The following is a 23685-nucleotide window of genomic DNA, read 5'->3' as shown; positions in this document are numbered from 1 at the left end:
GGCCTAAGATACGGTTCAGAGTCTGTCGGAAGACCGGGGAAACTTATCTACCAAACATGGTCCCAGCCATTAGGTGCGACACAGTTTTCCCCGGTTTCCACTTAATGAAATTCTACGATTTCCAAGATACAAGGTGCGACAATCCTGTCGCACATTGGCGCGTAGCGCCAACCCTTCTTTGTCATGCCGGAATTGATCCGGCACCCAGCATATTGTCAAAGCTCTTTTTCTCCCCGGTGGGTACACAATTTATTGTGTACATTGGCGCGTAGCGCCAATTGTGCGAATGAATTCGCACCTACCAGCCTCCAAATTTTTTCCAATCCATTCAGGTTCGGTTCAGGTTCGCGCGTTACCTTGTAACCATGAAGAACAAGAAGCGCGAAAATATGAATGGCAACGTGAAGGTATGGGATGTCTTTGTGCGGTTTTTCCACTGGGCAATGGCAGCCCTTTTGGCGGTGGCCTTCCTGACGGAAGAGGACTTTTTAACGGTTCACGCGGCGGCGGGCTACGTCATTCTTTTTCTCATCGCCGGGCGGGTTGTGTGGGGCTTTATCGGCCCCCAACACGCGCGGTTCGCCGATTTTGTCCACCCCCTGCGCCGCACGGCGGATTACTTGAAAGATGCGCTCCGCTTCCGCCACCGCCGCACGCTGGGGCATAACCCGGTGGCGGGGATGATGATCCTTGCGATTCTCTTCTTTGTGGTGATGGCATCCGTCACCGGCGTGATCGTCTACGGCGCGGGGGAACATGCCGGGCCGCTGGCGGCGTTCTTGGCCCCCTACGGCTGGCAATACGCCGATGCGCTGAAAGAGATGCACGAATTTTTCGCGGCGGGAGTCATCGTGCTGGCCGGCTTGCATGTGGCGGCGGCCCTTATTGAAAGCCTGCATTTTAAAGAAAATCTGGTGCTTGCCATGATCACCGGGTACAAAAAGAAAACGATTACCGAAAGGAGCAACAACAATGAAAAAAGCACGGATGACGGTTATGGCGCTGGCGCTCAGCCTTTTGCTTGCGCCGCTGGCGCGGGCGGGAACGGCGCGGGATTTGATGAAGGAGTATCAGAAGGCGGGCGCGGCTGAGTTCAGCGCGGCGCGGGGCGAAACGATGTGGAGCGCCATTCACACCGGCAAAGACGGGCCGATGAGCTGCGCCGCCTGCCACACCGCGAACCTGAAAAACCAGGGCAAGCATGCGGTGACCGGCAAGGTGATAGAGCCGATGGCCCCCTCGGCCAACCCGCAGCGGCTGACCGACGTGAAGTTTATAGAGAAGTGGTTCAAGCGCAACTGCAAGGAAACCCTTGACCGCGAGTGCACTCCCCGGGAAAAAGGGGATTTCCTCGCGTTCATCAGCGGCAAATAACATAGATACGCAAAAGGAGATGCACCATGATTGAACGGAAAGCCGGCATTATGACGGTTATAATGATTATCGGCGGCCTTGCCATCGCCGGGGCGGCCATCGCCGGCGATGACGAGCGGGGCGAACACGGAAGGGGCGGCCTGTTCAGCCGGCGGCTCGATGTGGCGCCGGTGAATAACGAGTTGTACGCAAAGGAGTGCGGATCATGCCATTTCGCCTACCAGCCGGGTCTCTTGCCGGCGCGGAGCTGGAAAAAAATGATGGATACGCTGGATAACCATTTTGGCGATAACGCCGAACTGGACGCGGAAACCCAAAAGGCGCTCACCGCCTACCTCGTGGCGAACAGCGCCGAAACCTCCAGCTACAAGGCCTCGGCGAAGATACTCAACTCGATCAAGGGGGGCGATACCCCGCTTGCGATCAGCAAAACCGCATACTTTGTGCGGAAGCACCGCGAGGTGCCGGAGCGGATGGTGCGCGGCAACGAATTGGTGAAAAGCTTTGCCGCTTGCGGCAAGTGCCACACGGCCGCCGATAAAGGTTCGTACGACGAGCATGGCGTCGTCATCCCCGGTTTCGGAAAATTCGAGGACTGAGCGCCAACCGTCATGAACATGCGCGGGCTGCTATGCGGGACAATCGCGGCGTTGGCGCTGGCGCTTGTTCCGTTTCCCGCGGCCGCGGCTGAAGAATATGGCCCCGCCGAGGCGAAGGCGCTGGTGAAGCAGGGCGCGATCCTCCCAATGAAAATTGTGGTGGCAAAGGCCGAAAAACTCAAGACAGGCCGCCTGCTGGAGGCGGGCCTGCGCAAAAAGCGGGGTCTGTATGTGTATGATGTCGAGATACTCGATGCGGCCGGCATCGTGTGGGAACTGAAGTTCAACGCCGCCACCGGCGAGCTTCTGGAAATGGAAGAGGAGAAGGATTGACGTGCGCCTCCTGCTGGTGGAAGACGACCCGCATCTCGCCCAAAGCCTCAAGGCATTTTTAGCCAAAAACGGCTTTGTGGCCGATCTTGCCGATAACGGCGAAGACGGAGAAGCGATGGGGGATTCGCTCCAGTACGACGCGGTGATTCTCGATCTCGGCCTTTCCCGCCGCCCCGGCCTTCAGGTGCTGGCGAACTGGCGGCGGAAAAAAAACCGCACCCCCGTGCTCATCCTCACCGCGCGCGATGCGTGGAACGAAAAGGTGGAGGGGTTCAAGGCCGGCGCCGACGATTACCTGGGCAAACCGTTCCACCCCGAGGAACTGCTGGCGCGGATAACCGCCATAACCCGCCGCGCGGCGCAGGGGAGCGGCGCGCAACTGCAAGGGCACGGCTTCACCCTGGACGAAGAGCGGCAGGCGATAGCTTTTGACGGCGGCGCGGGTGTCCCCCTCACCGGCGTGGAGTTCCGGCTGCTCCGCTACTTCATGCTCAACGAGGGGACGGTGCTTTCCAAAGCGACGCTGGAAGAGCGCATCTACGACGACGAGGCCTCGCAGGAGAGCAACGTGATAGAGGTCTACGTCCGGCGTCTGCGCGAAAAGCTCGGCAACAAGGATTTGATCAAGACGCGGCGCGGCCAAGGGTACGTCTTCGGTGGATAAAGCATGAAGCGCCTCTCGCTCCAACGCCGTATCACCATCGGGCTGGCGGTGAGCCTGGCGGTCATCTTTTCGGCGCAGCTTTGGGTTGCCAGCCGCAGCGCCCGCCGCGTGGTGGAAAGCAGCATCGCGCAAAACCTCGGCCATGAAACGGAGAACCTTCTTGCCGCGCTTGCCCGCCAGCCGGACGGCGCGCTGGCGCTGAAGCCGGACGCCGAAACCCCCATTTACCGACGCGTTTATTCGGGCCACTACTTCGCCATCCATCACGGTGGCGGCGTTATCCGCTCCCGCTCGCTGTGGGATGAGGAGTTTCCCGCGCTTGCCGACGGCATCCGGCGCGTGGCGGGGCCTAAGGGGCAAACGCTGCTGGCCAGCACCGCCTCGTTCAACCGGGCCGGGCAGCGGGTAACCATCACCGTGGCGGAGGACGTCACCGCTATCGACGCGGAAATAGCGGCGTTCCGCAACCGGTATGCGCTGGTGGCGGCGGGTACGCTTGTGCTGCTGCTGGCGGCGCAGATGCTCATTGTCCGGCTGGCGCTGAAGCCGCTGGAGCGGGCGCGGATGGATGCCGTCCGCATGGAGCGGGGCGAAACCGAAATGATGGAAACCGACGTGCCGGCGGAGCTTACGCCGTTCATCACCCAGCTCAACCGGCTGGCCGACATCACCCGCAAGCGGCTTGCCCGATCGCGCAACGCGCTGGGGGACTTGGCGCACGCGCTGAAAACGCCGCTGGCCGCCATCATGCAGGCCACCGAACACGAGAAAGTGAAGGGGGACGAAGAGCTCTACCTTCTCCTCAACCAATCCGCCGATAAAATGGCGCGCCTGATGGATAAGGAACTCAGGAAGGCGCGCCTCGCCGGCGGCTATCTTCCCGGCAAGGGGTTCGATACGGCGCGGGATATTCCGCCGCTGCTCAAAACGCTGGAACTCATGCATCGCGGCAAGGCGGTGCGGGTGGATGCGCGGTATCCCGATACGCATCTGGCGGGGTTCGACAGCGCCGACATGATGGAACTGCTCGGCACGCTGCTGGATAACGCCTTCAAGTGGGCCAAGGGGCGCGTGTCGCTGGCGATGACGCTGGATGACGGGCTTGCCATAACAATCGAGGACGACGGCCCCGGCTGTCCGCCCGAAAAGATGGAATTGATTTCGGGGCGTGGCGTCCGGCTGGACGAATCGGTGCCGGGGCACGGGCTGGGCCTAGCCATCGCGCGCGACATCGTGGAAAGCTACAACGGCCGGATCGGATTCTCCGCCGCCCCGCTTGGCGGATTGCGGGTGTCCATCACTTTTCCGTCCCGCCGGTAACCCCGCGTTTCTTTTTTTGTTGTCATCCTGAGCCTGCCGAAGGCGGGCGAAGGATCTCATTCCGGAAAGAGTTCCTTCGCCTGCGGCTCAGGATGACAAGGCTATGCTGAAAAGGGCGCAACTTCCAATGGATAATTTTTATCGACCGCGCCCCGCGCAAACGTTTATAATGCTTTCCTTAATTGTGCGCCCGTAGCTCAGGGGATAGAGCGTTCGCCTCCGGAGCGAAAGGCCGCTGGTTCAAATCCAGCCGGGCGCACCATTTTTTCCAGCCCTTTTCCACTCCCCTTTTTCAGAATGTCTGCGCGGACGCTGGGCGCGGATTGGCGGTATACCGTTTCACCTTGATGTTCTTTTCCCTGCCGCGCACCTCGGCGATCTCATGGGCGGTTTGCATCCGGAGCAGGGTATCCATCTTTAAGCCGAATGCTTTTTCAATCCGCAATGCCATATCCGGGGACAAAGCTGAATGACCATTGAGAAGGGCGGAAAGAGCGGGTCTTGTCACGCCAAGTATCTCGGCGGCCTTGGTTATGGTAAGGCCAAGAGGCTCGATTATTTCCATTCTGATGAACTGCCCTGGGTGTGAGGGGCGCGCCATGCGTATCATTGGTGTTGTCTCCTTTCAGTGATAGTCTTCAAAATTCAGGTCGAAGATTTCCCCTTCGTCTTGGTCAACCTTGAACGTGAGCCGTCAGTTGCGGGTAACCGTCAGGCTCCACGTTCCTTTCCGGCCGCCGGAAAGCTGATGGGCTTTCCAGCTTGGGATTTCGCGGAGTTCCTTGACATCCCCCATCTCTTGCAGGAAGGTAACGATGTTGCGAACCTTCTCAACAGCGGATGGAGCCAGCCCCGAGGCGTCATTGCGCTCAATAAAGCGCCGCAGGCCCCGGTGAGCCACATTCCGGATCTCCATGGAAAAAATGCTATCAAAGGCAGTGTAAAGTGTCAAGCAACACTTTACATCCGCGCTTTGTATTAGCCTGAAAACCTCCGAGCTGGTTCAAATCCAGCCGGGCGCACCATTTTTTTAGCCCGCATTGATACAAAAAATGCAAAGCGCTGTCATTCCCGCGCAGGCGGAAAAAACCGGACAGCGCGCAGCGGTGTTCCGCGTTTTTGACACGAGCGAAGCGATGTGTAAATCCAGACATAATTTCCAAGCTTTCTCATTTCCCGGTGGATACCCATTTTAATGGGTACATCTACTTTGCGGGCCGATGAAGGAGGCTTTGAAAATATTTCTGGGTGCCGGGTCACCCCGTGCCGCGACACGGGGCCGGCATGACAAATTATTCATTCACCGCCCCAGGCTGGGGAGGCCGGAGATGTAGCCGACGTAGCCTTTTTTCTGCTGGCCGGTGGCGCTATCCAACAGCGGGCCGTTCACCTGTTTCCCCTCGGCGTTCAGCGCGGCGTCGTTCAGCGGGTGCTGCACGTTCATGAAGATGTAAAACCGGTCCATCGCGTCCAGCGGGGCGAAAACCCCGGCAATCTCCGCCCCCGTCGGCATGCTGGCGATGCGGGTGAGGGTTTTGCGTTCCACGTCGTATGCCCATGCGTAGTTGTTGAAGTGCAGGCTGCCGCCTTCCCCGATCAGCAGCACGTTGTGGCCGATGTACCGCATATTGTCGGGATTTGCGATGAAATCGGGATGGCAGCCGTTCTCATCGGCGTACGGCTGGCCGGGGGAAAGCGGCACGCCCGCCGCCTCCTGTTCCGCAAACGCCGCGGCGAACCGGCTCTTGATTTTGTTTCCCACCGTGTCGCGCGCTTCTCCCAGCTTGAAACGCAGCACCGCGCCGCAGATGTTTTTCGGCATGCGGATGTCGTTGACCGGGTCGAGGTTGTTGAGCATCGAGCCATCGATGCCGCTCACCGCCATGAAAAGCGCCATATGATCGTCGTCATAGGCCAACCCTTCGGTCTTGTTCCATTCGGTGGTTCCCCCCAGCAGCGCGCCGTAGCGGCGCGGCTCCAGAAACGCCGCCGCCGTGAGCGGGCTTATCCGCGTGCCGAATTTGGGCGACACGGAGCCGCCGTTCTTGCCGTCGCGCAGCCGGAGGCAGTTGGCGCCGCTCGGCCCCGCCTTGATGATGCGGAATCCGGCGGGGCATACCAGCGGATCGCCCACGTCGAAGATGTCGGACAGATCGGGCTGGAGGTCGAGTATCGCCCCGATCTCCTTGTCGGTGCCGTGTGCCAGCGGCGTCCATTTGATGTCGGCCCCGTGCGGTTGCTGCATCCACTTGGCGATGTAGAGCGTGCCGGACGAGAGGTCGTTCCGTTCGTCCGCGACGAACATGAAGAAGCCGGAGTATGCCCCGTCGTCGGTCAGGTAGACGGTGCGGCGGTCCGGCATCACCAGCGCCATCTCGGGGGCGAACCGCCCCATCGCAAAACGTTTCACGCCGTTTTTGATGGAGGGCGCGCCGTTGCGGTCCACCGCCAGCTCGATATTGAAGCCGTAGCGGTACGGGCTGAACGCGCCCGGATTTTTCAGGTAGTCGTCGCGCATCCGTTTCACGGCGCCGCACCACCACGAAAAATCCGGTTCGTCCATCGTCCGCTCGAAACCGCCGGTCAGCGCGCCGGTTTCCGTTTTGGCGCAGTGCGCGATGTGTTGGGGGCTGTACGGTTCCGATCCGGGGGTGAACCAGTAGGCGTCCAGCAAATAATTCTCCTCCGAAGCCAGATGGGTATCCCAGGGCGTTTTGCTTCCGGCGCAGTTCATCAGCGTTCCCCGCACGCCGCTGAAATCGACCGGCGCGGATTCCTTCACGGAAAAATTCCCTTCTTTGTCCGTGTCCAATGCCGTGAGGTAGACCGCCCCCGGCACTTCCTCGAAATGGGTGAAGAGGTAATAGCCGCCGCCGGCGGTTATCAGGCTGTTGGCGTCCGGGTTGTTGCTGATAAAGGCGTATCCGCCGGCCCGTTTCAGCGGCAGGCCGTCCGCGCCGGCGATGAGGCCGGCGATGTGTCCGTACTTGTCCTCCATGCCGCTGCGCAGGAGCACGCGGTACTCCAGCGCGTGTTTCTCCAGCTTGCCGCCGCAGCAGTATGTGGTGGCCGCGGGCGAGATGCGGATGGCGCTTTTTTCGGCGCCGGTGGATGGGATCGGAAGCGGCTCGAACGAAAGCGGCGGCGGCGTTTCCTTTTCCGCGCGCGCGGCGCGGGGGAGGGCGGCCAGCGCGAAAAACGCCAGCAGCGCCGCGAAAATAATACGATGCTTCATCATCCCCTTTTTCCCCGCCGGGTTACGGCATTGCATGGGCGTAAACAGCGTGTTAAACGGCTTTATTCTACCCCATGGCGGCGGCGGGTTGTTGCCCGCGCGGCGGCACGCCGGAAAAAATATACCTTGCAAAGTTCAATGAAGTTTCTTATACAGGTTCGGGTATGGCTGAAAAAGAAAAGAAGGAAAAAAGCGCCGCCGCCAAGAAGACGGCGAAAAAAAAGGGGCATAGCCTCGTCATCGTGGAATCTCCCGCGAAGGCCGCCACCATCCGCAAATATCTCGGCTCCGGCTTCGAGGTGAAGGCGAGCATCGGCCACATCCGCGATCTCCCCCGGAGCAAGCTGGGGATCGACGTGGATAACAACTTCGCCCTGCAATATGTCACCATCAAGGGAAAAGCCGCCGTCATCAAGGAACTGAAAGCGGCCGCCAAGAAGGCCGACACCGTCTATCTGGCCCCCGACCCCGACCGCGAAGGGGAGGCTATCGCCCAGCACATTTTCGACGTGGTGAACGCCCCGGAAAAAATCTACCGCGTGATGTTCAACGAAATCACCAAGAAGGCGGTCACGGCGGCCATCGAAAACCCGCACAAGATAAACGAATCGCTGGTGCGCGCGCAGCAGGCGCGCCGCGCGCTGGACCGGCTGGTGGGCTACAAATTAAGCCCGCTGCTCTGGGCCAAAGTGCGCAGCGGCCTTTCGGCCGGGCGTGTGCAGAGCGTGGCGATGCGGATCATCGTCGACCGCGAAAAGGAAATCGAAGCGTTCATCCCGAAGGAATACTGGTCCGTCAAAACCGTGCTGGGCACCGCGGCGGGCGAGACCTTCGAGGCGAAGCTGCACCAGATAGACGGCAAAAAATTCGAGATCACCAACGGGGCGGACGCCGCCGCCGCGGTGGAGGGAATACGGCGGGAGACGCTGAAGATCGCCTCCATCGAGCTGAAGGACCGCCGCCGCAACGCCGCCGCGCCGTTCATCACCAGCACCCTGCAGCAGGCCGCCTCGCAGCGCCACCGATTCAACGCCGGGCGCACCATGCGCATCGCCCAGAAGCTGTACGAAGGCATGGATGTGGGCCACGGCGAGACGGTCGGTCTCATCACCTATATGCGCACCGATTCCACCCGCATATCGGATGACGCCATCGCCGAGGCGCGCCAGTATATAAAGGAACAGATCGGCGGTGATTACCTGCCCGAAAAGCCGAACATCTACGCCAGCCGCAAATCCGCGCAGGAGGCGCACGAGGCCATCCGGCCCACGTCGGTTGCGCGCACGCCCGAATCGCTGAAAAAAATCCTGACGGCGGAGGAATACCGGCTGTACGACCTCATCTGGAAACGTTTTGTCGCCAGCCAGATGAACCCCGCCGTCATCGCCACCCTCACGGTGGATACCGCCGCCGGCAAATACACCCTGCGCGCCACCGGCTCGCAGCTCAAGTTCGCCGGCTTCCTCAAGGTCTACAAGGACGACGAGGAGGAGAAGAACGGCGAGGAGGATGGCAACAAAATCCCGCGCGTTGAAGAGGGCGAGGCGGTGAAACTGGCCGAGATCGTCCCGAACCAGCATTTCACCCAGCCGCCGCCGCGGTACTCCGAAGCGTCGCTCATCAAGGAGCTGGAGGAAAAAGGGATCGGCCGCCCCAGCACCTACGCCGCCATCATGGAGACCATCCGCGGCCGCGACTACGCGGTGCTGGAGGAACGCCGCCTCAAGCCGACCGAACTGGGGCGGATGATAACCGAACTGCTGCTGGAGCATTTCCCCACCATCCTGGATCTGCAATTCACCGCGCAGATGGAAGACGGGCTGGATAAAGTGGAGGAGGGGGGCAAGGACTGGATCGAGCTGCTGCGCGAGTTTTACGGCCCCTTCAGCATCGCGCTGGAAAAGGCCGATATCGCGCTGCCCCAGCGCGTAATGGCGGAGCCGACCGATGTCATTTGCGAAAAATGCGGCGCGCCGATGGTGATAAAAAGCGGCCGCTTCGGCCGGTTCATGGCGTGCAGCGCCTATCCCGCGTGCCGCAACGCCAAGCCGCTGAAGGAGGACGGCGTCACCGTCGCCGAACCCGAAAAGACCGGCGACAAGTGCCCAACCTGCGGCAAGGACATGACCTTGCGCTCCGGACGGTTCGGCAAGTTCATCGCCTGCGAGGACTATCCCACCTGCAAGACCACCAAGCCGATCACGCTGGGCATCAAGTGTCCCAAGTGCGGCAAGGGGGAACTGGTGGAGCGCCGCAGCAAGGCCCGCCGCTTTTTCTACGGCTGCTCGGCCTACCCGGATTGCGATTACGTCAGCTGGGAAAAGCCGGTGAAGGAGCCGTGTCCCAAATGCCAAAGCCCTTTCCTCGTCTTCGGCGGCAAGAAGGGGGGCGAACAGTCGCTCAAGTGTCCCGTCAAGGAATGCGGCTACACCAAGCCGCTTAACGCGGCCTCCGAAGAAGCTCCCGAAGAAGCCGCCGAATAGCCCGCGTTGCCGCGGGACGGGACGGCAAAAAAAGTTTTGTAAAAGCGCATGCGGGGATGCTAGTATTTGCTCCTTGCAAAGCGTTGCCGCGTCAAGAGTGCCCGGGTAGCTCAGGTGGTAGAGCAGAGGACTGAAAATCCTCGTGCCGTTGGTTCAACTCCATCCCCGGGCACCATTTTTCACCCTTGTCATCCCGGGCTTGACCCGGGATCCAGTCATATTTTCAAAGCTCTCATTATTCAGTTGTGGTGTCCACCATGCGGTCCAACGCCCGCGCATGAATCGCGGCTGGTTCGGTTTTGTTCTATAATCCAAAGAATGCGGATTTCATCCACGTACAGTTATTCACTTGTATTCGCTTTTTTCATTGCGCTGGCGGCGGTTCTTTTCGCCGGGCATGGCGCGTTCGCGGAAGAGGGGTTCGATTGTCCCGCCATGTGCGAAGAGGGGACGAAGCAGGCGCTTGACCAGTGCCGGAAGAACCACCCGAAGGATCCCGCCGCATGCCCGGCCGACGACGGGCGGATACCGGATGAGTGCCGCAGGGTCTGCGCGGAGCTTTCAGGCAAGAGCCTGGAAGAGCTTCAGAAGATGCTCCCGCCGAATTATCAGGATATCCTGCAGGGAAAATAATCCGCCATTCCGGGCGCGGCGCGGGAGCGGCGGAATACGATGCGAAAGAATCCCTTTCAGCTTCAACCACGAATGACGCGAAGATCACGAATGGGAAAGCCAAGAAGGGACAACAATGGATTTCCTTCCCCCATTCCGCTTCATCCCTTATTCGTGTCCTTCGTGCCATTCGTGGTTCAGTTATTTTCCTTTTCATCTTCTCCACTTTTTCAGGGGCGGTGGTATATTGTTGTGCGAGGGGATAAATAAGAATGACGGTTAACCCTGAAATTTGAAAATGAAGGAGGTGGCGTTCATGGCAAAAGTAGTGAAGGACGGCAAAAAGAAAAGACCGAAGGCGGACAAAAAGAAATAACCCGCATTACCGCAATACGGAAGCGCCCCCAATGCGCTTCCGTATTCCCATGCCCGGTTACGGCTTCTTCCCTGCATAAAAATTTCCAATAATCATCTATAATCGCCGGATGAAGAATATCGCGGCGCTCACCCCGTTCGCCAAGGCGCAGGCCGCCGTTTTGCGCGCGGTGAAGCCGCTCCCCGCCGTCCGCCTTCCCCTCGAAAAAGCTTTCGGCTTCGTGCTGCGCGAAACTATCCGGGCCGACCGCCCGCTCCCTCCGTTCAACCGTTCCGCGATGGATGGCTACGCCGTCCGTTACGCCGATCTCGCCAAAGGGCTGCGCCGGTTCCGCCGCGCCGGCACGCTGGAAGCCGGCGCCGCGTGGCGCGGGCCGGTTCGGCCGGGGGAGTGCCTCAAGATCATGACCGGCGCGCCGGTTCCGGCGGGACTCGACGCGGTGGAGCAGGTGGAAAAAAGTAAAGCCGACGGCGCATACGTCGAGCTTTTCACCGAAGCGCCGGAGCGGTGGCAACACATCCATCGCTTGGGAGCCGATTGCAAAAAAGGGGCGCGCCTCATCGCGGCGGGCCTGCCATTGACCCCCGGCCGGGTGGCGGTGGCGGCTTCGGTTGGCGCGGCGGCGGTCGCCGTTACCCGCGCGATACGGGTGGCGGTGATAGCCACCGGTAACGAGTTGGTCGGCACAGCGAAGAAACCGGCCCCGTACCAGATACGCGATTCCAACAGCCGGTTCCTGATGGCGCGGCTGGCGGCGATACCGTGGACAACCGCCACTTTCGGCGGCGTGATAAAAGACGATCCGCGCGCGTTGCGCCGCGCGTTGGCGTCGGCGCTCAACAAAAACGACGTGGTGATCGTCACCGGCGGCGTTTCGATGGGGGAGCGCGACCACATCCCCGACGTGCTGATGGAATGCGGCGTGCAAAACCGCCTCTACAAATCGGCCATCAGGCCGGGCAAGCCTGTCTGGTTCGGCGTCAAAGGCAAGACCGCCGTCTTCGGCCTGCCGGGCAACCCGGTATCGGTGGCGGCCACGTTCCGCGAGTTTGTCCTCCCCGCGCTGCGGAAGATGGCCGGCTTCGGCGAAGCGGTTCCGCCCCCGCTCCGCTTGCCGCTGGCGGCCCCCGCGAAAAAGAAGCACGGGCTGCGCGAGTTCCGCGTCGGCTGTTACGCCGATGGCGGGGCGGCGGTCGTCCCCGTTCCGGGGTATCAGGGGTCGGGCGATTTTGTTTCGGCCGGCCGCAGCGACGGCCTGATCGTCATTCCCGAAGAGACGCGGGAACTTCCCGCCGGAACCGTGGTGGAGTTCCATCCATGGAATTTCTGAACGGCGTGCCGGTCATCGGCTTTTGCGGCTACAGCGGCTCCGGCAAGACCACCATCATCGAGCGGATCGTTCCCGCGCTGGCGCGGCGCGGCCTCGCGGTAGCCTATCTGAAGCACGATGCGCACGGCCTTCAGGTGGACCGGGTGGGAAAGGACACCGACCGCATTTTCAAAGCGGGGGCGCGGGTGATCGCCGCCGGGTCGCCCGGCGAGGGTTTTTTGCGGACGCAGGGCGGCGAGGAGTTCGTCTGCCCCCCCTCGTTCGCCGAATGCGACATCATCATCGTTGAAGGATACAAAAACGCCCCGTGGGATAAATTTTGGGTTCATCCCCGCATCGGGAGGGAGGATCCCGTAACCGCGGACAGGGTTCTCTACGACATCGGCGGGCATGGATCGCTGCGGCACGATGAAACCGGCAAGATCGCCGACCAAGTGGGTTATTGGCTGATACGGGCGTTGCTGCTGAAGCCGCTCTATGCCGGCATTTTGATAGGGGGGAAAAGCAGCCGGATGGGCCGCCCCAAGGCGTTGCTCCCCGCCGGCAACGCCACGCTGGCGGAGCATGTGTACGGCGTGGTGAAACATCACGCCAACCGCACGTACCTTCTCGGCTCCGGCCCGCTGCCCCCCGCGTTGGCCGAAGCGGAGCGGATCGCCGACCCGCCGGGGTTTGAAGGGCCACTGGCGGGCCTCGTGGCGGCGCACCGGTTCGCGCCCGGCGTCGATTGGCTCGTCTTCGCCGTGGACTTGCCGAATATCGACGACGGCTATGTGGGCCAACTTGTCCGGCGCAAACCGGCGTTCCGGTTCATGGGGCCGCGTTCGGAAAAGGGGGTGGAGCCGCTGGCCTCCTGCTACTCGTCGCAACTGCTGGCCCGCATCGCGCGCGAACATGGCGGCGAGATGTCGATAACCCGCCTCTTCGAAAAATTCGGCGTCAAAGGCGATCCCCGCCTGTTCGACGCCGCCCGCCTCAAGAACCTGAACACGCCGGAGGGAGCGGCTTAATCATTCCCTTCTTTTCCCCCGCGGCGTTTGCATGAATCCCCGCGAGGGCTTACAATCTAAAAAAGTCCAAGGGGTGCGCGGCGCGCAAAAGAAGCGGAAGGGCGGGAATAATGCATATCTCATCGGCGTGGTTTTGGGCGGCCCTCGGAATAATCCTCATTATTATCGAGGTGATGACTTTTACCTTTATCCTTGTTTTCCTGGGGATAGGCGCCATTGTTACGGCCATTACAACAGGATTGGGGCTCACCACGGATATTGGCGTTCAGTTGGCGGTGTTTTCCGCGACATCGGTTATTTCGGCGGTCTTGCTGCGAAAGACCGCCAAAGGACTTTATTTCCGCGATGAGTATAAGTCCGAACAGATTGGCGCAAAGGTAACCGTCATAAACGAAATACCGGCAAGAGGTGAAGGGAGCGTTTTATATCGCGGTTCCAGGTGGATAGCCTTCAGCGATGCGGAGGCGGCCATCCCCGCGGGCGGTACCGTGGAAATAATGGCGGTGGACGGAATACGGCTTAAGGTACGGCCCGCATCGCGGTAATTTTACAAAGGAGGGGTGTTTTATGGTACAGGTTTTCGCTCTTATTGCCATTCTGGCCGTTGTGGCCATTGCCTTTGGCGTAAGTGTGGTCCCGCAGCAAAGCGCGTATGTGGTGGAGCGTCTTGGCAAGGCGGACCGGGTTTTGCAAGCGGGGCCGAATTTCATTATCCCCTTTATAGACAGGATTGCTTATAAGCACTCCCTCAAGGAGCAGGCCATAGACATACCGGAGCAGATATGCATAACAAAGGACAACGTGCAGGTGGGCGTCGACGGCGTCATATTCATCCAGGTCATGGACGCGAAGATGGCATCGTACGGGATAGGGAATTATTATTTTGCGATAACCCAGCTTGCCCAGACCTCCATGCGCAGCGAGATGGGCAAGATAGACCTTGATAAGACCTTTGAGGAAAGGACGACCGTTAACGCGGCCGTTGTCTCGGCCATTGATGAGGCGGCCCGGCAATGGGGCGTCAAGATACTCAGATATGAGATTAAAAACATCAATCCGCCGAAGTCGGTTCTGAGCGCCATGGAAAAGCAGATGCAGGCGGAACGGGAAAAGCGCGCGACGATATTGCAGTCGGAAGGTGAAAAACAGTCCGCGATAAACGTGGCCGAAGGCCAGAAACAGAAAGTTGTCCTTGAATCGGAGGCGGTGCGCCAGAAACAGATAAACGAGGCTGTGGGGCAGGCGGAGGCCATAAAGGCCATAGCGCTGGCCACGGCGGAAGGAATAAAGGCCGTGGCGGGGGCAATACAGGCACAGGGGGGAATAGAGGCGGTTCAATTGCGTGTGGCCGAAAATCTGGTGGAACAATTCGGCAAGCTGGCCAAGGCCGGCAACACCATGATTCTTCCCGCGAACTTTGCCGATATCGGCTCGCTGGTTACGGCGGCGATGAGCGTGGTTAAGCAGCAGAAGTGATATCTTCGATTCCGTGACCGGGCGGCGAAGCGGCGAAGAATCCCTTTCCGGAAAGAGACCCTTCGGTCGCCAACGCTCCCTCAGGGTGGCTGAAGCCGTGGAAGTCCTCGAAAGGGGACACGCGGTGAAATGTAACCGGGAAAAACAGTATAATGTTTTCATGGGAACGGAGCGGCTATTCCATAGGGGAACGATGGGGCTGCCGGATGGCATCGGGGGGCGGGGCATAAAATGACGGGTATCGGAAATGGCATTGGCGGAGCCTTTTCCGCGCCGCCGATTGATTCTTCGTCACTGGAACTGGAGCGGGAGTGCATTCGCCATTTCCATCAAAACCTGATCGGCGTTTTTGCCGCGGTGCCGGTGGGATCCGCGCTCCTTCTGTATATCCTGAAAGACGAAATAGGATCCACCCACCTCCTTGCCTGGTTCGCGCTGATTCTGTTCTGGATGGGGCTCCGCTTTTGGTTTTACCTGGCGTTCCGGCGCCATGCGCGGGAAGCATTTGATACGGTTTTTTGGGGCGGAATGCAGTCTTTCCTCACCATTGTCGCGGGGCTGATATGGGGCGCGGTGCCGCTGGTGTCCTACCCGCCGAATTCGCTTTCGGCACAAATGTTTGTCGTCTTAATGGTGGGGGGGATGGCGGCTGGCGGCACCTTTGCCTATGCCGCGATGCCCCGGACGGCCCAGTTCTTTTTAGTTGTCGCGCTTTTTCCCATTATCGGCGTAAACCTTGCCATGGGAACCGTCGAGCATCTCCCCGTCGGCATCATGCTGGCGATCTATTACCTTGTGCTGGCTGTCATCACGCGGAACAACACCCGCACCATACAAAGCGCCATCGCGCTGGCATTGGAAAACAGGGCGCTGGCGGAGGAGATGAGGAAGGCGCGGGACGGGGCGGAGTCCGCCGTGCAAAAGCTGCGCGTCGAAATCGCCGAGCGGGTGAAGGCGGAAAAGGAACTGATCTCCATTATGGAAGCGCAGCCGGACATGCTCTATGTATACAACTTGAACGGCGCGCTCATCAAATGGAACTCGACCCTTCAAAAATTTTGCGGCCTTGCGCCGGAGCGGTTGATGGAACGGCCGGCGACCGAGTTTGTTTACGAAGAGGACAGGTCTTTGGTAATTGAAGGTATCAAGGAGGTGTTCGAAAAAGGATCCGCCTCCATCGAGGTGCGTATCATACGGCATGACGGCGCATTGGTTTGGCACCTGTGCAATGGCGCGGTGTGGAAAAACGAGGCCGGGGAGCCTATCGGTTTCATAGGGGTCGCCAAGGACATTTCGGAGCGCACAAAGGCGGAAGAAGCCTTGCGCGAGAGCGAACAGCGGCTCCGCCAGCTTTCCGAGGCGGCTTTTGAAGGGATCGTCATCAATATCGAAGGGAAGATTGTCGATTGCAACAGCGCCTTCGCCCGGATGTTCGGCTACGAACCGGAGGACCTCATCGGCACGGTACCGGTTGACCTCTCCCCGCCGGAATCGCGGGCCGTCATCATGGATCATATCAGGCGGGGGAGCGAGGAAGTTTACGATGTGATCGGGCGCAAAAAGGACGGCACGCTGTTTCCCATAGAGTTGCAGGGCCGCTCCATTCCGTACCGCGGCGTGAACGCGCGGGTTACCGCCGTCCGCGACATCACCGAACGCAAAGAGGCGGAGGAGAAACTGAAAGCGGCGAAAGATGCGGCGGAAGAAGCCACGCTGCTGAAAGACAAATTTGTTTCACTGGTGAGCCACGACCTGAAAAACCCGCTCACCACCATGCAGGGATACCTTAAGATACTGCACCGTGAACATGGCGATATGGGCAAAAATGAAGCCAGGTCGATGATTACCGGCGCCCTCGATGCCAGCAACGAGATGCTCAATGTTATCGATGTCCTGCTGGACATAAGCAGGATCAAAACGGGGCAACTGCGGCCCAGTGCCGGTTTGACCGATCTGCATTCCATCGCCGTCAAGGCGGGGTTGGCGTATGCGAATTATGCCGCCGGGAAGCGGGTTGAGATTAAAAATGAGGTTCCCCCTAAAGCCGCCGTTTACGCGGACGAGCATCTTTTGCTGCAAGTCTTCAAGAATCTCCTTTCAAATGCCATAAAATTCTGCCGCGAAGGGGGCAGGGTGCGGATTTACCTGCCGGAACCGGGAACGGTGGCCGTGGAGGATACCGGTACGGGCATCCCCCCATCCCTGCTGCCGAATATTTTCAAGTACGAGATAAAAACGTCAATCTGCGGCACGGCGGGGGAGAGCGGCACCGGCCTTGGCCTGCCGCTCAGCTGCGACATCATGAAAGCGCACGGGGGAGACTTGCGCGTGGAATCGGAAGTGGGGAAGGGGAGCACCTTCTATATCGTCTTGCCGCCCCCTCCCAAAGGCGCCATCCAGGCGTAATTCGCCCCCCCCCCCCACTCTTCCCATCCGTAAAAAACCGGGCGGCCATTTATGTTACTAAGCGTTACGTTTTTTGAAGGTAAACGTATCAATGTTATTGAGTTAATGCAATTGAATATCAAACGGATAACGCTGGAATACGAAGATAAAATTGGATATTATATTCGGTCAAAATAACCTAAAATGGTTATATGTGGGTAATTGCCAAAAAACGGGGATTGAGGCGGAAACATAAGGGCATGCGCAAATGAGGGTTCTGGTGTCCGCCCATTATGCCGAGGTCGCGGCGCGATTTTCGGAATGTATGGGCAATCTCCCCGCCGCAAATCCGCCGCACGAAGTGGTTGGCACCGCTCCGGCCGAGGGTCTTGTCGCCGCCGTTCTTGCCGGCCATCCCAAGGGGAAGGGCTACGATCTTGTTATCGCCGAAGACCAAATCGATGCCCTGCAAGCCGACATTTGCTGGTCGCGCGTGCTGCTGGAGCGGGAACTGGAACCGGCCATCCCATTCGTCCTGTTCGCCGACAGGTTCGACGAGAAGCTGAAAATGGAGGGCGTTCTTCCCGAAAGCGTCGTCCTGCTGGAACTCCCCTTCACGTTCGAGCACCTGACAAAATCGATGGAGCTTAAGTTTGCCGCGGCTATCGCGCGGGAAGAGGCGGGCCGCGCCGCCGCGATAGAGTGGCTTATGCGCGCCGGCGCGGCCAGCGATATTTCCACCGCGATTGACGACCTGTATATGAGTTCGGCGCGGCGGCTGGAGAAATATCTCAGGTATGCCCCGTGGTCCCCGCTGCCCCATCTTGCCCTGGGCAAGGTATATGCCGGATGCAACAGGCACGAACGCGCCATCCCGCACCTTAAGGCCGCCATTGCGCTGGATTTCAGCCGGCAGGAGGCGCACCGCCTGCTGGCGCTCTGTTACCGGCGCACCGGGCAGGCGTTCGACGAGTTGGCGGAGTTGAAGGAGATGCTGAAGGCCGACTCCGTCTCGTCCGATCTGCTGCTGCGCATAGGGGAAGCGGCGCTGCGCGAAGGGGATTATGAATCGGCCGCGGCGTATTTCAAGGAGGCCATCGAGAATTTCATTCCGCCGGGAAAGCCGCGCAGAAAAGCCAAGATGCACGTCGGCCTCGGCAAAGCGCATTATATGGAGGGGGAGGATACCGGCGTTCAGGCAAAGTTTGGAATGGCGAAGACCGAATTCCACACCGCGATGGACACCGACCCCACGCTTATAGCGGCGTACAACAATCTGGTCTTGGCGTACCGCAAGCTGGGGCTGTTCGCCGAGGCGAAGCGGACGATGGAACAGGCTTTGCACATCACGCCGACGGAGGCCGAAGACTGGGCCGGGATTTTCGAGATATACCTCGCCAACGGCGATATGGGAAAGGCGCGGTACGCCCTCCAGCGCGCGGTAAAGATCGATCCGGAAAACCAGCGCATCCTCTGCATGGCGGGCGAAGCATACATCAGGCAGGGGATGTTCCGGGAAGCGATAACCCAGTTTGAGGACGCCCTTGAGACAAACCCTTCGGATGTCCGCCTCTACAACTATCTGGGGATATGCCACCGGCGCCTTATGGAACTCGACGCGGCGGTCAATTACTATCTCACCGCCCTCAAGATAGACCCGGACGACCAGAACATCCATTTCAACCTCGGCAAGGCCCATCTCCAGAACAACCAAAGGGAAAAGGCCGCCGCCTGTTTCAAGAAGGCGCTTGCCATCGACCCCTCCTTCAAGGAGGCCAAAAAAGCCGCCGAGCAGGCCGAGCGCAAGGACGCCTTTGGCGACCAGCGGAACACGGTGAGGTAAGGGGGCATTAGTTTGGAAAAGACGATTAATACCAATCGGGCATCGAATATAGAGTCATCCCCTCCTTTGCAAGGAGGGGATACAGGGGAGGTTTTTTTTACCCCTCCCGCACCTCCCCTTGCAAAGGGGAGGAAATTTTCATCCCGAAGCCGCAAGCATGTCATTCTAAGCACGTTCGCTCCGCTCAGTGTAAACTCCGCGAAGAATCCCTTGGTTGTCATTCTGAGCGCAGCGAAGAATCCCTTTCCGGAAAGAGATCCTTCGCCTGCGGCTCAGGATGACACGCAGCCGGCGGCGCCGGCAGGCCGCACATTCTTGTGTGACGTTGGCGCGGCGGCGCCGGTAGGTACACAATTTATTGTGTACATTGGCGCGGAGCGCCAAGAGAGAGGTCGGCCCTTCGGGCCGATGTACAGACTAAAGTCCGTACCCACCAAGAAAGGGTCGGCCCTTCGGGCCGATGTACAGACTAAAGTCCGTACCCACCAGGAAATGCCGCCACTACGCTGGGGGCAGCATGGATAACGAGAGCCTGAAAAAAGAGGACGGGGCCGTAAACGCCCTTCCACGCCCGCTGATATTGGTGGCGACTGTTGTCGGCGCCCTGTACCTGACGGAAGTGATCATCATGAGTTTCTTCCACGAGTTCGCCGAAACCGCATACTACACGATGGATGCCTTGATCCTCACCACCGTTCTCCTGCCGTTGCTCTACTTTTTTATTTACCGCCCTTTTTCACGGAGCGTAACAGACCTCAAAGCGCTCTCCGGCGCCCTTGAACGGCGGGTGCGGGAAAGAACCGTCCAACTGGAATTTTCGGAAGCGTTGCACCGCGCGGTCATAGCTTCGTCGGCGGATGCCATCATCCGGATAAACAGTGACGGCGCCATCCTCTCCGCCAATCCCGCCGCGCACTATATGTTCGGCTACGGCAAAACCGAGCTTGAGAATAAACATATCTCCCTCCTGCTGCCGGACGGATATGAAAGGGTGTTGGTGGATGGCTTTGCGGCGTCGCTGGACGGGTGGGACGGCCACAGCGCCGCGCCGGTGGCCGAAGCGGTGGCGGTCACGAAATCCGGCAAAAAGCTGATGGTTGAATGCGCCTCTTCCGAGTGCTTGGTGAATTCCGAAATATCGTTCGTCATCGACATGCGCGACGTGTCGGAGCGCAGAAAGGCGGAAAAGGAGCTGATCTCCATCATGGAAGCGCAGCCGGACATACTGTATGTCATCAACACGAAAGGCGCGCTCATCAAATGGAACTCGGCCCTTCAGGAGTTATGCGGCCTCACCCGCGAACAGATGATGGAACGTCCGGCCGCCGATTTCGTTTGCGAAGAGGACAGGCAGGTGGTGTTTGACGGCATCAAAGAGGTGCTCGAAAAAGGGTTGGCCTCCATCGAGGTGCGTTTCATACGGCATGACGGCGCGCTGGTTCCGCACCTGTGCAACGGCGCGGCGTGGAAAAGTCCGGACGGCGAGTTGCTCGGCTTCATAGGGGTGGGCAAGGACATTACGGAACGTAAAAAAGCGGAAGAAACCCTGCGCGAGGGCGAAGAACGCTTCCGCCAGCTTTCTGAGGCGGGTTTTGAAGGGATCGTCATCAACGTCGAAGGGAAGGTGGTGGACTGCAACAGCGCCTTTGCCCGGATGTTCGGCTACGCGCCGGAGGAAATCATCGGCACAATTCCAGTCGATCTCTCCCCGCCGGAATCGCAAGCCGTCATCATGGATCATATCAGGCGGGGGAGCGAAGAAGTTTACGACGTGATGGGGCGCAAAAAGGACGGCACGCTGTTCCCCATAGAGATGCAGGGCCGCGTCATCCTCTACCGCGGCCAAAAAGCCCGTATTACCGCGGTGCGCGACATTAGCGAGCGGGTGAAGTCGGAACAGGCCATACGGGAATCCGAAGAACGCTTTCGCCAGCTTTCCGAGGCGAGCTTTGAAGGAGTCACGATAACGGTTGGTGGAAAGATAGTGGATTGCAACACCTCTTTCGCCCGGAAGTTCGGTTACGCGCGGGATGAGATCATCGGCAAGACTCCCCTCGATCTGGTTCCGCCGGAGTCGTACGCCATCGTGGCGGATCATATCGGGCGGGGGAGCGAAGAGTGTTACGAGGCGGTGGGACTCAAAAAGGACGGCACGCTGTTCCCCATAGAGATACAGGGGCGGGGCGCCGTTTATCACGGCCAAAAAGCGCGGGTGACCTCCATCCGCGACATCACCGAACGGATAAAGGCGGAACAGGCCATACGGGAATCCGAAGAGCGGCTGCGGGTAACGTTTGATAATGCCGCATTCGGCTTGGCGTTTCTCAACCTTGACGGCAAGTTTACGCGGGTAAATGACGCCTTATGCCTGATGTTCGGCTATGCCGAAAAGGAAGTTATCGGGAAATCGTTCCAGGACTTCACCCACACCCTTGATATGGAAATGGGGGAAAAGTTCCTGCGGAAAGTGGCGCGGGGCGAGGCGGTAAAGCGGGAAGTCGAAAAACGGTTTATGCACAGGGACGGCCATGTCATTTGGTGTTCGGTGGCGGTTGCCCTTATAAAAGACGCAAATGGCAGGCCGATGCATCTGTACGTACAGGTTATCGACATCACCGCGCGGAAAGAGGCCGAGAAAACCTACGCCGAGCTGTTTAACGTCATCAGCGACGGACTGGTGTTGCACGAGTTCGATCCCGTCACAAAAAAGATGGGAACCTTCGTCGATGTCAACGACGCGATGTGCAAAAGGCTCGGCTATTTCCGCGCGGAGATGCTGACGATTGGGCCGGATGACATCGACACCGGGGAGACCGTCACCAAGCCGGAAGAGTACGGGTGGCTGGAACGGGAAAATCTTGAGCATGGAAGCGTGCGGTTTGAGCGGGTGCATCGCGCCAAGGACGGGCGGCTGATACCCGTTGAGATCATTTCACGCCAGTTTCCGCTCGGCGAAAAGACGATGGCGCTTTCCGTCGTCCGCGACATCACCGAACGCAAACGGGCCGAAGATAACCTGCGTGCCAGCGAACGAAAGTTCCGTGCCGTGGCCCAATCGGCCGCCGATGCCATCATATCCATCAACGGCGCGGGCGAGATCATCCACTGGAACAAGGGAGCCGAAAAGATGTTCGGCCACGCCGAAAGCGAGGCGCTGGGCAAGCCGGTGGGATTGCTGATACCGAAGCGCTACGATGAGGCGCACCGGCGGGGCTTGGCGCGGGCGACGGCCGGCGGGCCCTACCGGTTAATCGGGAAAACCGCCACTTTGGAAGGGCTGCGGAAAGACGGCGCCGAATTTCCGCTGGAACTCTCACTCGCCGCTTGGGAAGAGGGAGGAAAAACATACTTTACCGGCATCATCCGCGACATCACCGAACGGAAAGCGGCGGAGGAGAAGTTGAAAGCGGCCAAAGAGGCGGCGGAAGAGGCGACCAAGCTGAAGGACAAGTTCGTGTCGCTGGTGTCCCACGACCTTAAAACGCCGCTGGCGTCGATGATCGGGTTTTTACATTTGGTGCGCGATGATTACGCCGAACCGCTGAACGAAGGCGCAAAACTGATATTGGACAGGGCGGCGGAATCCGGCGAAGCGATGGTCCGCCTCATCGACGATCTGCTGACGATAAGCAGGTTTAAAACCGGCCAACTGAAACTGAACAGGCAATTCTTCGATGCGCAATATTTGGGTGTGATAATGGCCGGCAATTATGCCCATCTTGCGCGGCAAAAGGGGATTGAAATTGAGAGCACGATACCGGCAAACAGCCGCGTTTACGGCGACAAGACCCTGCTGGCCGAGGCGGTCCAGAATCTCGTCACCAACGCCATAAAGTTCTGCAAAAACGGCGACCGCATTTCCATATCCCTCGCGGAAGAAAACGCATCAACCATTTGTGTCCGGGATACCGGGCCGGGCATCCCGCCCAATCTGCTGGCCGATCTTTTCAAGTTCGAGAAAAAGACCTCCACACCGGGAACCGCCGGTGAAACCGGCACCGGCTTTGGGCTTCCGCTTGTTAAAAACATCATGGAACTTCACGGAGGGGGGGTGGGGGTGATAAGCGAACCCGGCAAGGGGTGCCTGTTCTGCCTTACACTGCCGTACGTCCGCCCCAAGATTCTTCTGGTGGATGACGACGGGCATGCGCGTCTCCTCCAAACGCTGCAACTGCGGGAGATGAAGGCCGATATCATCGAGGCGGAAAATGGCGAGGATGCGCTGAATAAGATGGCCGGCGTCCGGCCCGATTTGGTTATCACCGATATCCAGATGCCGGTTATGGACGGCCTTGAACTGCTGAAACGGATCAAAGGCGCGCCCGAGACCAAGGATATACCGGTCATCGTGATGATCGGCGAATACGGCATGGAAATACGGGATTCCATTTTCAAATTCGGCGGCGATGATTTCGTAACCAAGAAAATCGACAAAGCCGAATTTTTGCCGCGCGTGAGAAGATTCATCGGATAAATTTATCCGAACCCTTCCTGATTTTCCCTGGCGGGTACATGCTCTCAGCATGTACGTTGGCGCGACAGCGCCAACCCTGTCGGCCCTTCGGGCCGATGTACCCAATAAATTGGGTACCCACCGGGGAGGAAGGGGGGAAGAACTTGAGATACCTTGCGCTCTCGCGTAGTA

General features: G+C 59.2%; 17 protein-coding genes, 2 tRNA genes and 1 pseudogene. 17 read left to right on the top strand and 3 right to left on the bottom strand.

All coding sequences use genetic code 11. The features are described from left to right. Positions 1 to 389 precede the first annotated feature (389 nt). From HZA03_04715 to HZA03_04685, 7 genes are all read left to right on the top strand, one after another. Positions 390 to 1091 (top strand): cytochrome b/b6 domain-containing protein, encoded by a 702-nt coding sequence (locus HZA03_04715; protein ID MBI5637254.1) that lies wholly within the window; start codon positions 390 to 392, stop codon positions 1089 to 1091. After that, complete coding sequence (locus tag HZA03_04710) at positions 988 to 1374, top strand: DUF1924 domain-containing protein (GenBank protein ID MBI5637253.1); 387 nt, start codon at positions 988 to 990, stop codon at positions 1372 to 1374. The genes HZA03_04715 and HZA03_04710 overlap by 104 nt, the downstream gene beginning before the upstream one ends. 26 nt (positions 1375 to 1400) lie before the next feature. Further along, entirely contained in the window at positions 1401 to 1973 is a 573-nt protein-coding gene (locus HZA03_04705; protein ID MBI5637252.1) for a diheme cytochrome c, read from the top strand. Between the two features lie 12 nt (positions 1974 to 1985). Continuing rightward, the gene (locus HZA03_04700; protein ID MBI5637251.1) at positions 1986 to 2306 is read left to right on the top strand and encodes a PepSY domain-containing protein; all 321 of its coding nucleotides are present in this window, start codon (positions 1986 to 1988) and stop codon (positions 2304 to 2306) included. Between the two features lies 1 nt (position 2307). After that, on the top strand, positions 2308 to 2970 hold the full coding sequence (locus tag HZA03_04695) for a response regulator transcription factor (protein ID MBI5637250.1): 663 nt from the start codon (positions 2308 to 2310) through the stop codon (positions 2968 to 2970). A 3-nt stretch (positions 2971 to 2973) separates the two neighbouring features. Further along, positions 2974 to 4290, top strand: coding sequence for an ATP-binding protein (locus HZA03_04690; protein MBI5637249.1), 1317 nt, complete (start codon positions 2974 to 2976; stop codon positions 4288 to 4290). A gap of 186 nt (positions 4291 to 4476) precedes the next feature. After that, positions 4477 to 4552: transfer RNA gene (locus HZA03_04685), tRNA-Arg, on the top strand. Positions 4553 to 4582: 30 nt separating this feature from the next. Here HZA03_04685 and HZA03_04680 read toward each other — a convergent pair. The 3 genes and pseudogenes from HZA03_04680 to HZA03_04670 all read right to left on the bottom strand — a co-directional run bounded on the left by HZA03_04680 (position 4583) and on the right by HZA03_04670 (position 7528). After that, entirely contained in the window at positions 4583 to 4900 is a 318-nt protein-coding gene (locus tag HZA03_04680) for a HigA family addiction module antidote protein (protein MBI5637248.1), read from the bottom strand. 15 nt (positions 4901 to 4915) lie between these two features. Beyond that, positions 4916 to 5206 (bottom strand): annotated as a pseudogene (locus tag HZA03_04675) (type II toxin-antitoxin system RelE/ParE family toxin). A gap of 384 nt (positions 5207 to 5590) precedes the next feature. Beyond that, entirely contained in the window at positions 5591 to 7528 is a 1938-nt protein-coding gene (locus tag HZA03_04670; protein MBI5637247.1) for a DUF839 domain-containing protein, read from the bottom strand. Positions 7529 to 7689: 161 nt separating this feature from the next. Between HZA03_04670 and topA the strand changes: the two genes are divergently transcribed. The 10 genes from topA to HZA03_04620 all read left to right on the top strand — a co-directional run bounded on the left by topA (position 7690) and on the right by HZA03_04620 (position 23514). Next, entirely contained in the window at positions 7690 to 10008 is a 2319-nt protein-coding gene (gene topA, locus HZA03_04665; GenBank protein ID MBI5637246.1) for a type I DNA topoisomerase, read from the top strand. 99 nt (positions 10009 to 10107) lie between these two features. Then, positions 10108 to 10183 (top strand) — tRNA-Phe (locus HZA03_04660). 143 nt (positions 10184 to 10326) lie between these two features. Then, positions 10327 to 10641, top strand: a complete 315-nt coding sequence (locus HZA03_04655) for a hypothetical protein (GenBank protein MBI5637245.1) — start codon at positions 10327 to 10329, stop codon at positions 10639 to 10641. 464 nt (positions 10642 to 11105) lie between these two features. Next, positions 11106 to 12326, top strand: coding sequence for a molybdopterin molybdotransferase MoeA (locus HZA03_04650; GenBank protein ID MBI5637244.1), 1221 nt, complete (start codon positions 11106 to 11108; stop codon positions 12324 to 12326). Then, positions 12314 to 13336: a molybdopterin-guanine dinucleotide biosynthesis protein B gene (mobB, locus tag HZA03_04645; protein ID MBI5637243.1), complete on the top strand. Its 1023-nt coding sequence runs from the start codon at positions 12314 to 12316 to the stop codon at positions 13334 to 13336. The genes HZA03_04650 and mobB overlap by 13 nt, the downstream gene beginning before the upstream one ends. 110 nt (positions 13337 to 13446) lie before the next feature. Further along, complete coding sequence (locus tag HZA03_04640) at positions 13447 to 13881, top strand: NfeD family protein (GenBank protein MBI5637242.1); 435 nt, start codon at positions 13447 to 13449, stop codon at positions 13879 to 13881. 22 nt (positions 13882 to 13903) lie between these two features. Continuing rightward, complete coding sequence (locus HZA03_04635) at positions 13904 to 14812, top strand: paraslipin (protein MBI5637241.1); 909 nt, start codon at positions 13904 to 13906, stop codon at positions 14810 to 14812. Between the two features lie 231 nt (positions 14813 to 15043). Further along, complete coding sequence (locus tag HZA03_04630) at positions 15044 to 17218, top strand: PAS domain S-box protein (GenBank protein MBI5637240.1); 2175 nt, start codon at positions 15044 to 15046, stop codon at positions 17216 to 17218. A gap of 304 nt (positions 17219 to 17522) precedes the next feature. Further along, positions 17523 to 19040 carry a tetratricopeptide repeat protein gene (locus HZA03_04625; GenBank protein MBI5637239.1) on the top strand — a complete coding sequence of 506 codons (1518 nt, stop codon included), beginning with the start codon at positions 17523 to 17525 and terminating at the stop codon, positions 19038 to 19040. A 517-nt stretch (positions 19041 to 19557) separates the two neighbouring features. After that, a complete protein-coding gene (locus tag HZA03_04620) occupies positions 19558 to 23514 on the top strand; it encodes a PAS domain S-box protein (protein MBI5637238.1) in 3957 nt (1318 codons plus the stop codon). The last annotated feature ends 171 nt before the right edge of the window (positions 23515 to 23685 follow it).

Source organism: Nitrospinota bacterium, assembly GCA_016217735.1.
Taxonomy (GTDB): domain Bacteria; phylum Nitrospinota_A; class UBA7883; order JACRGQ01; family JACRGQ01; genus JACRGQ01.
Note: the sequence above shows the minus strand (reverse complement) of the source record. Positions and strands in the feature narration are given on the sequence as shown.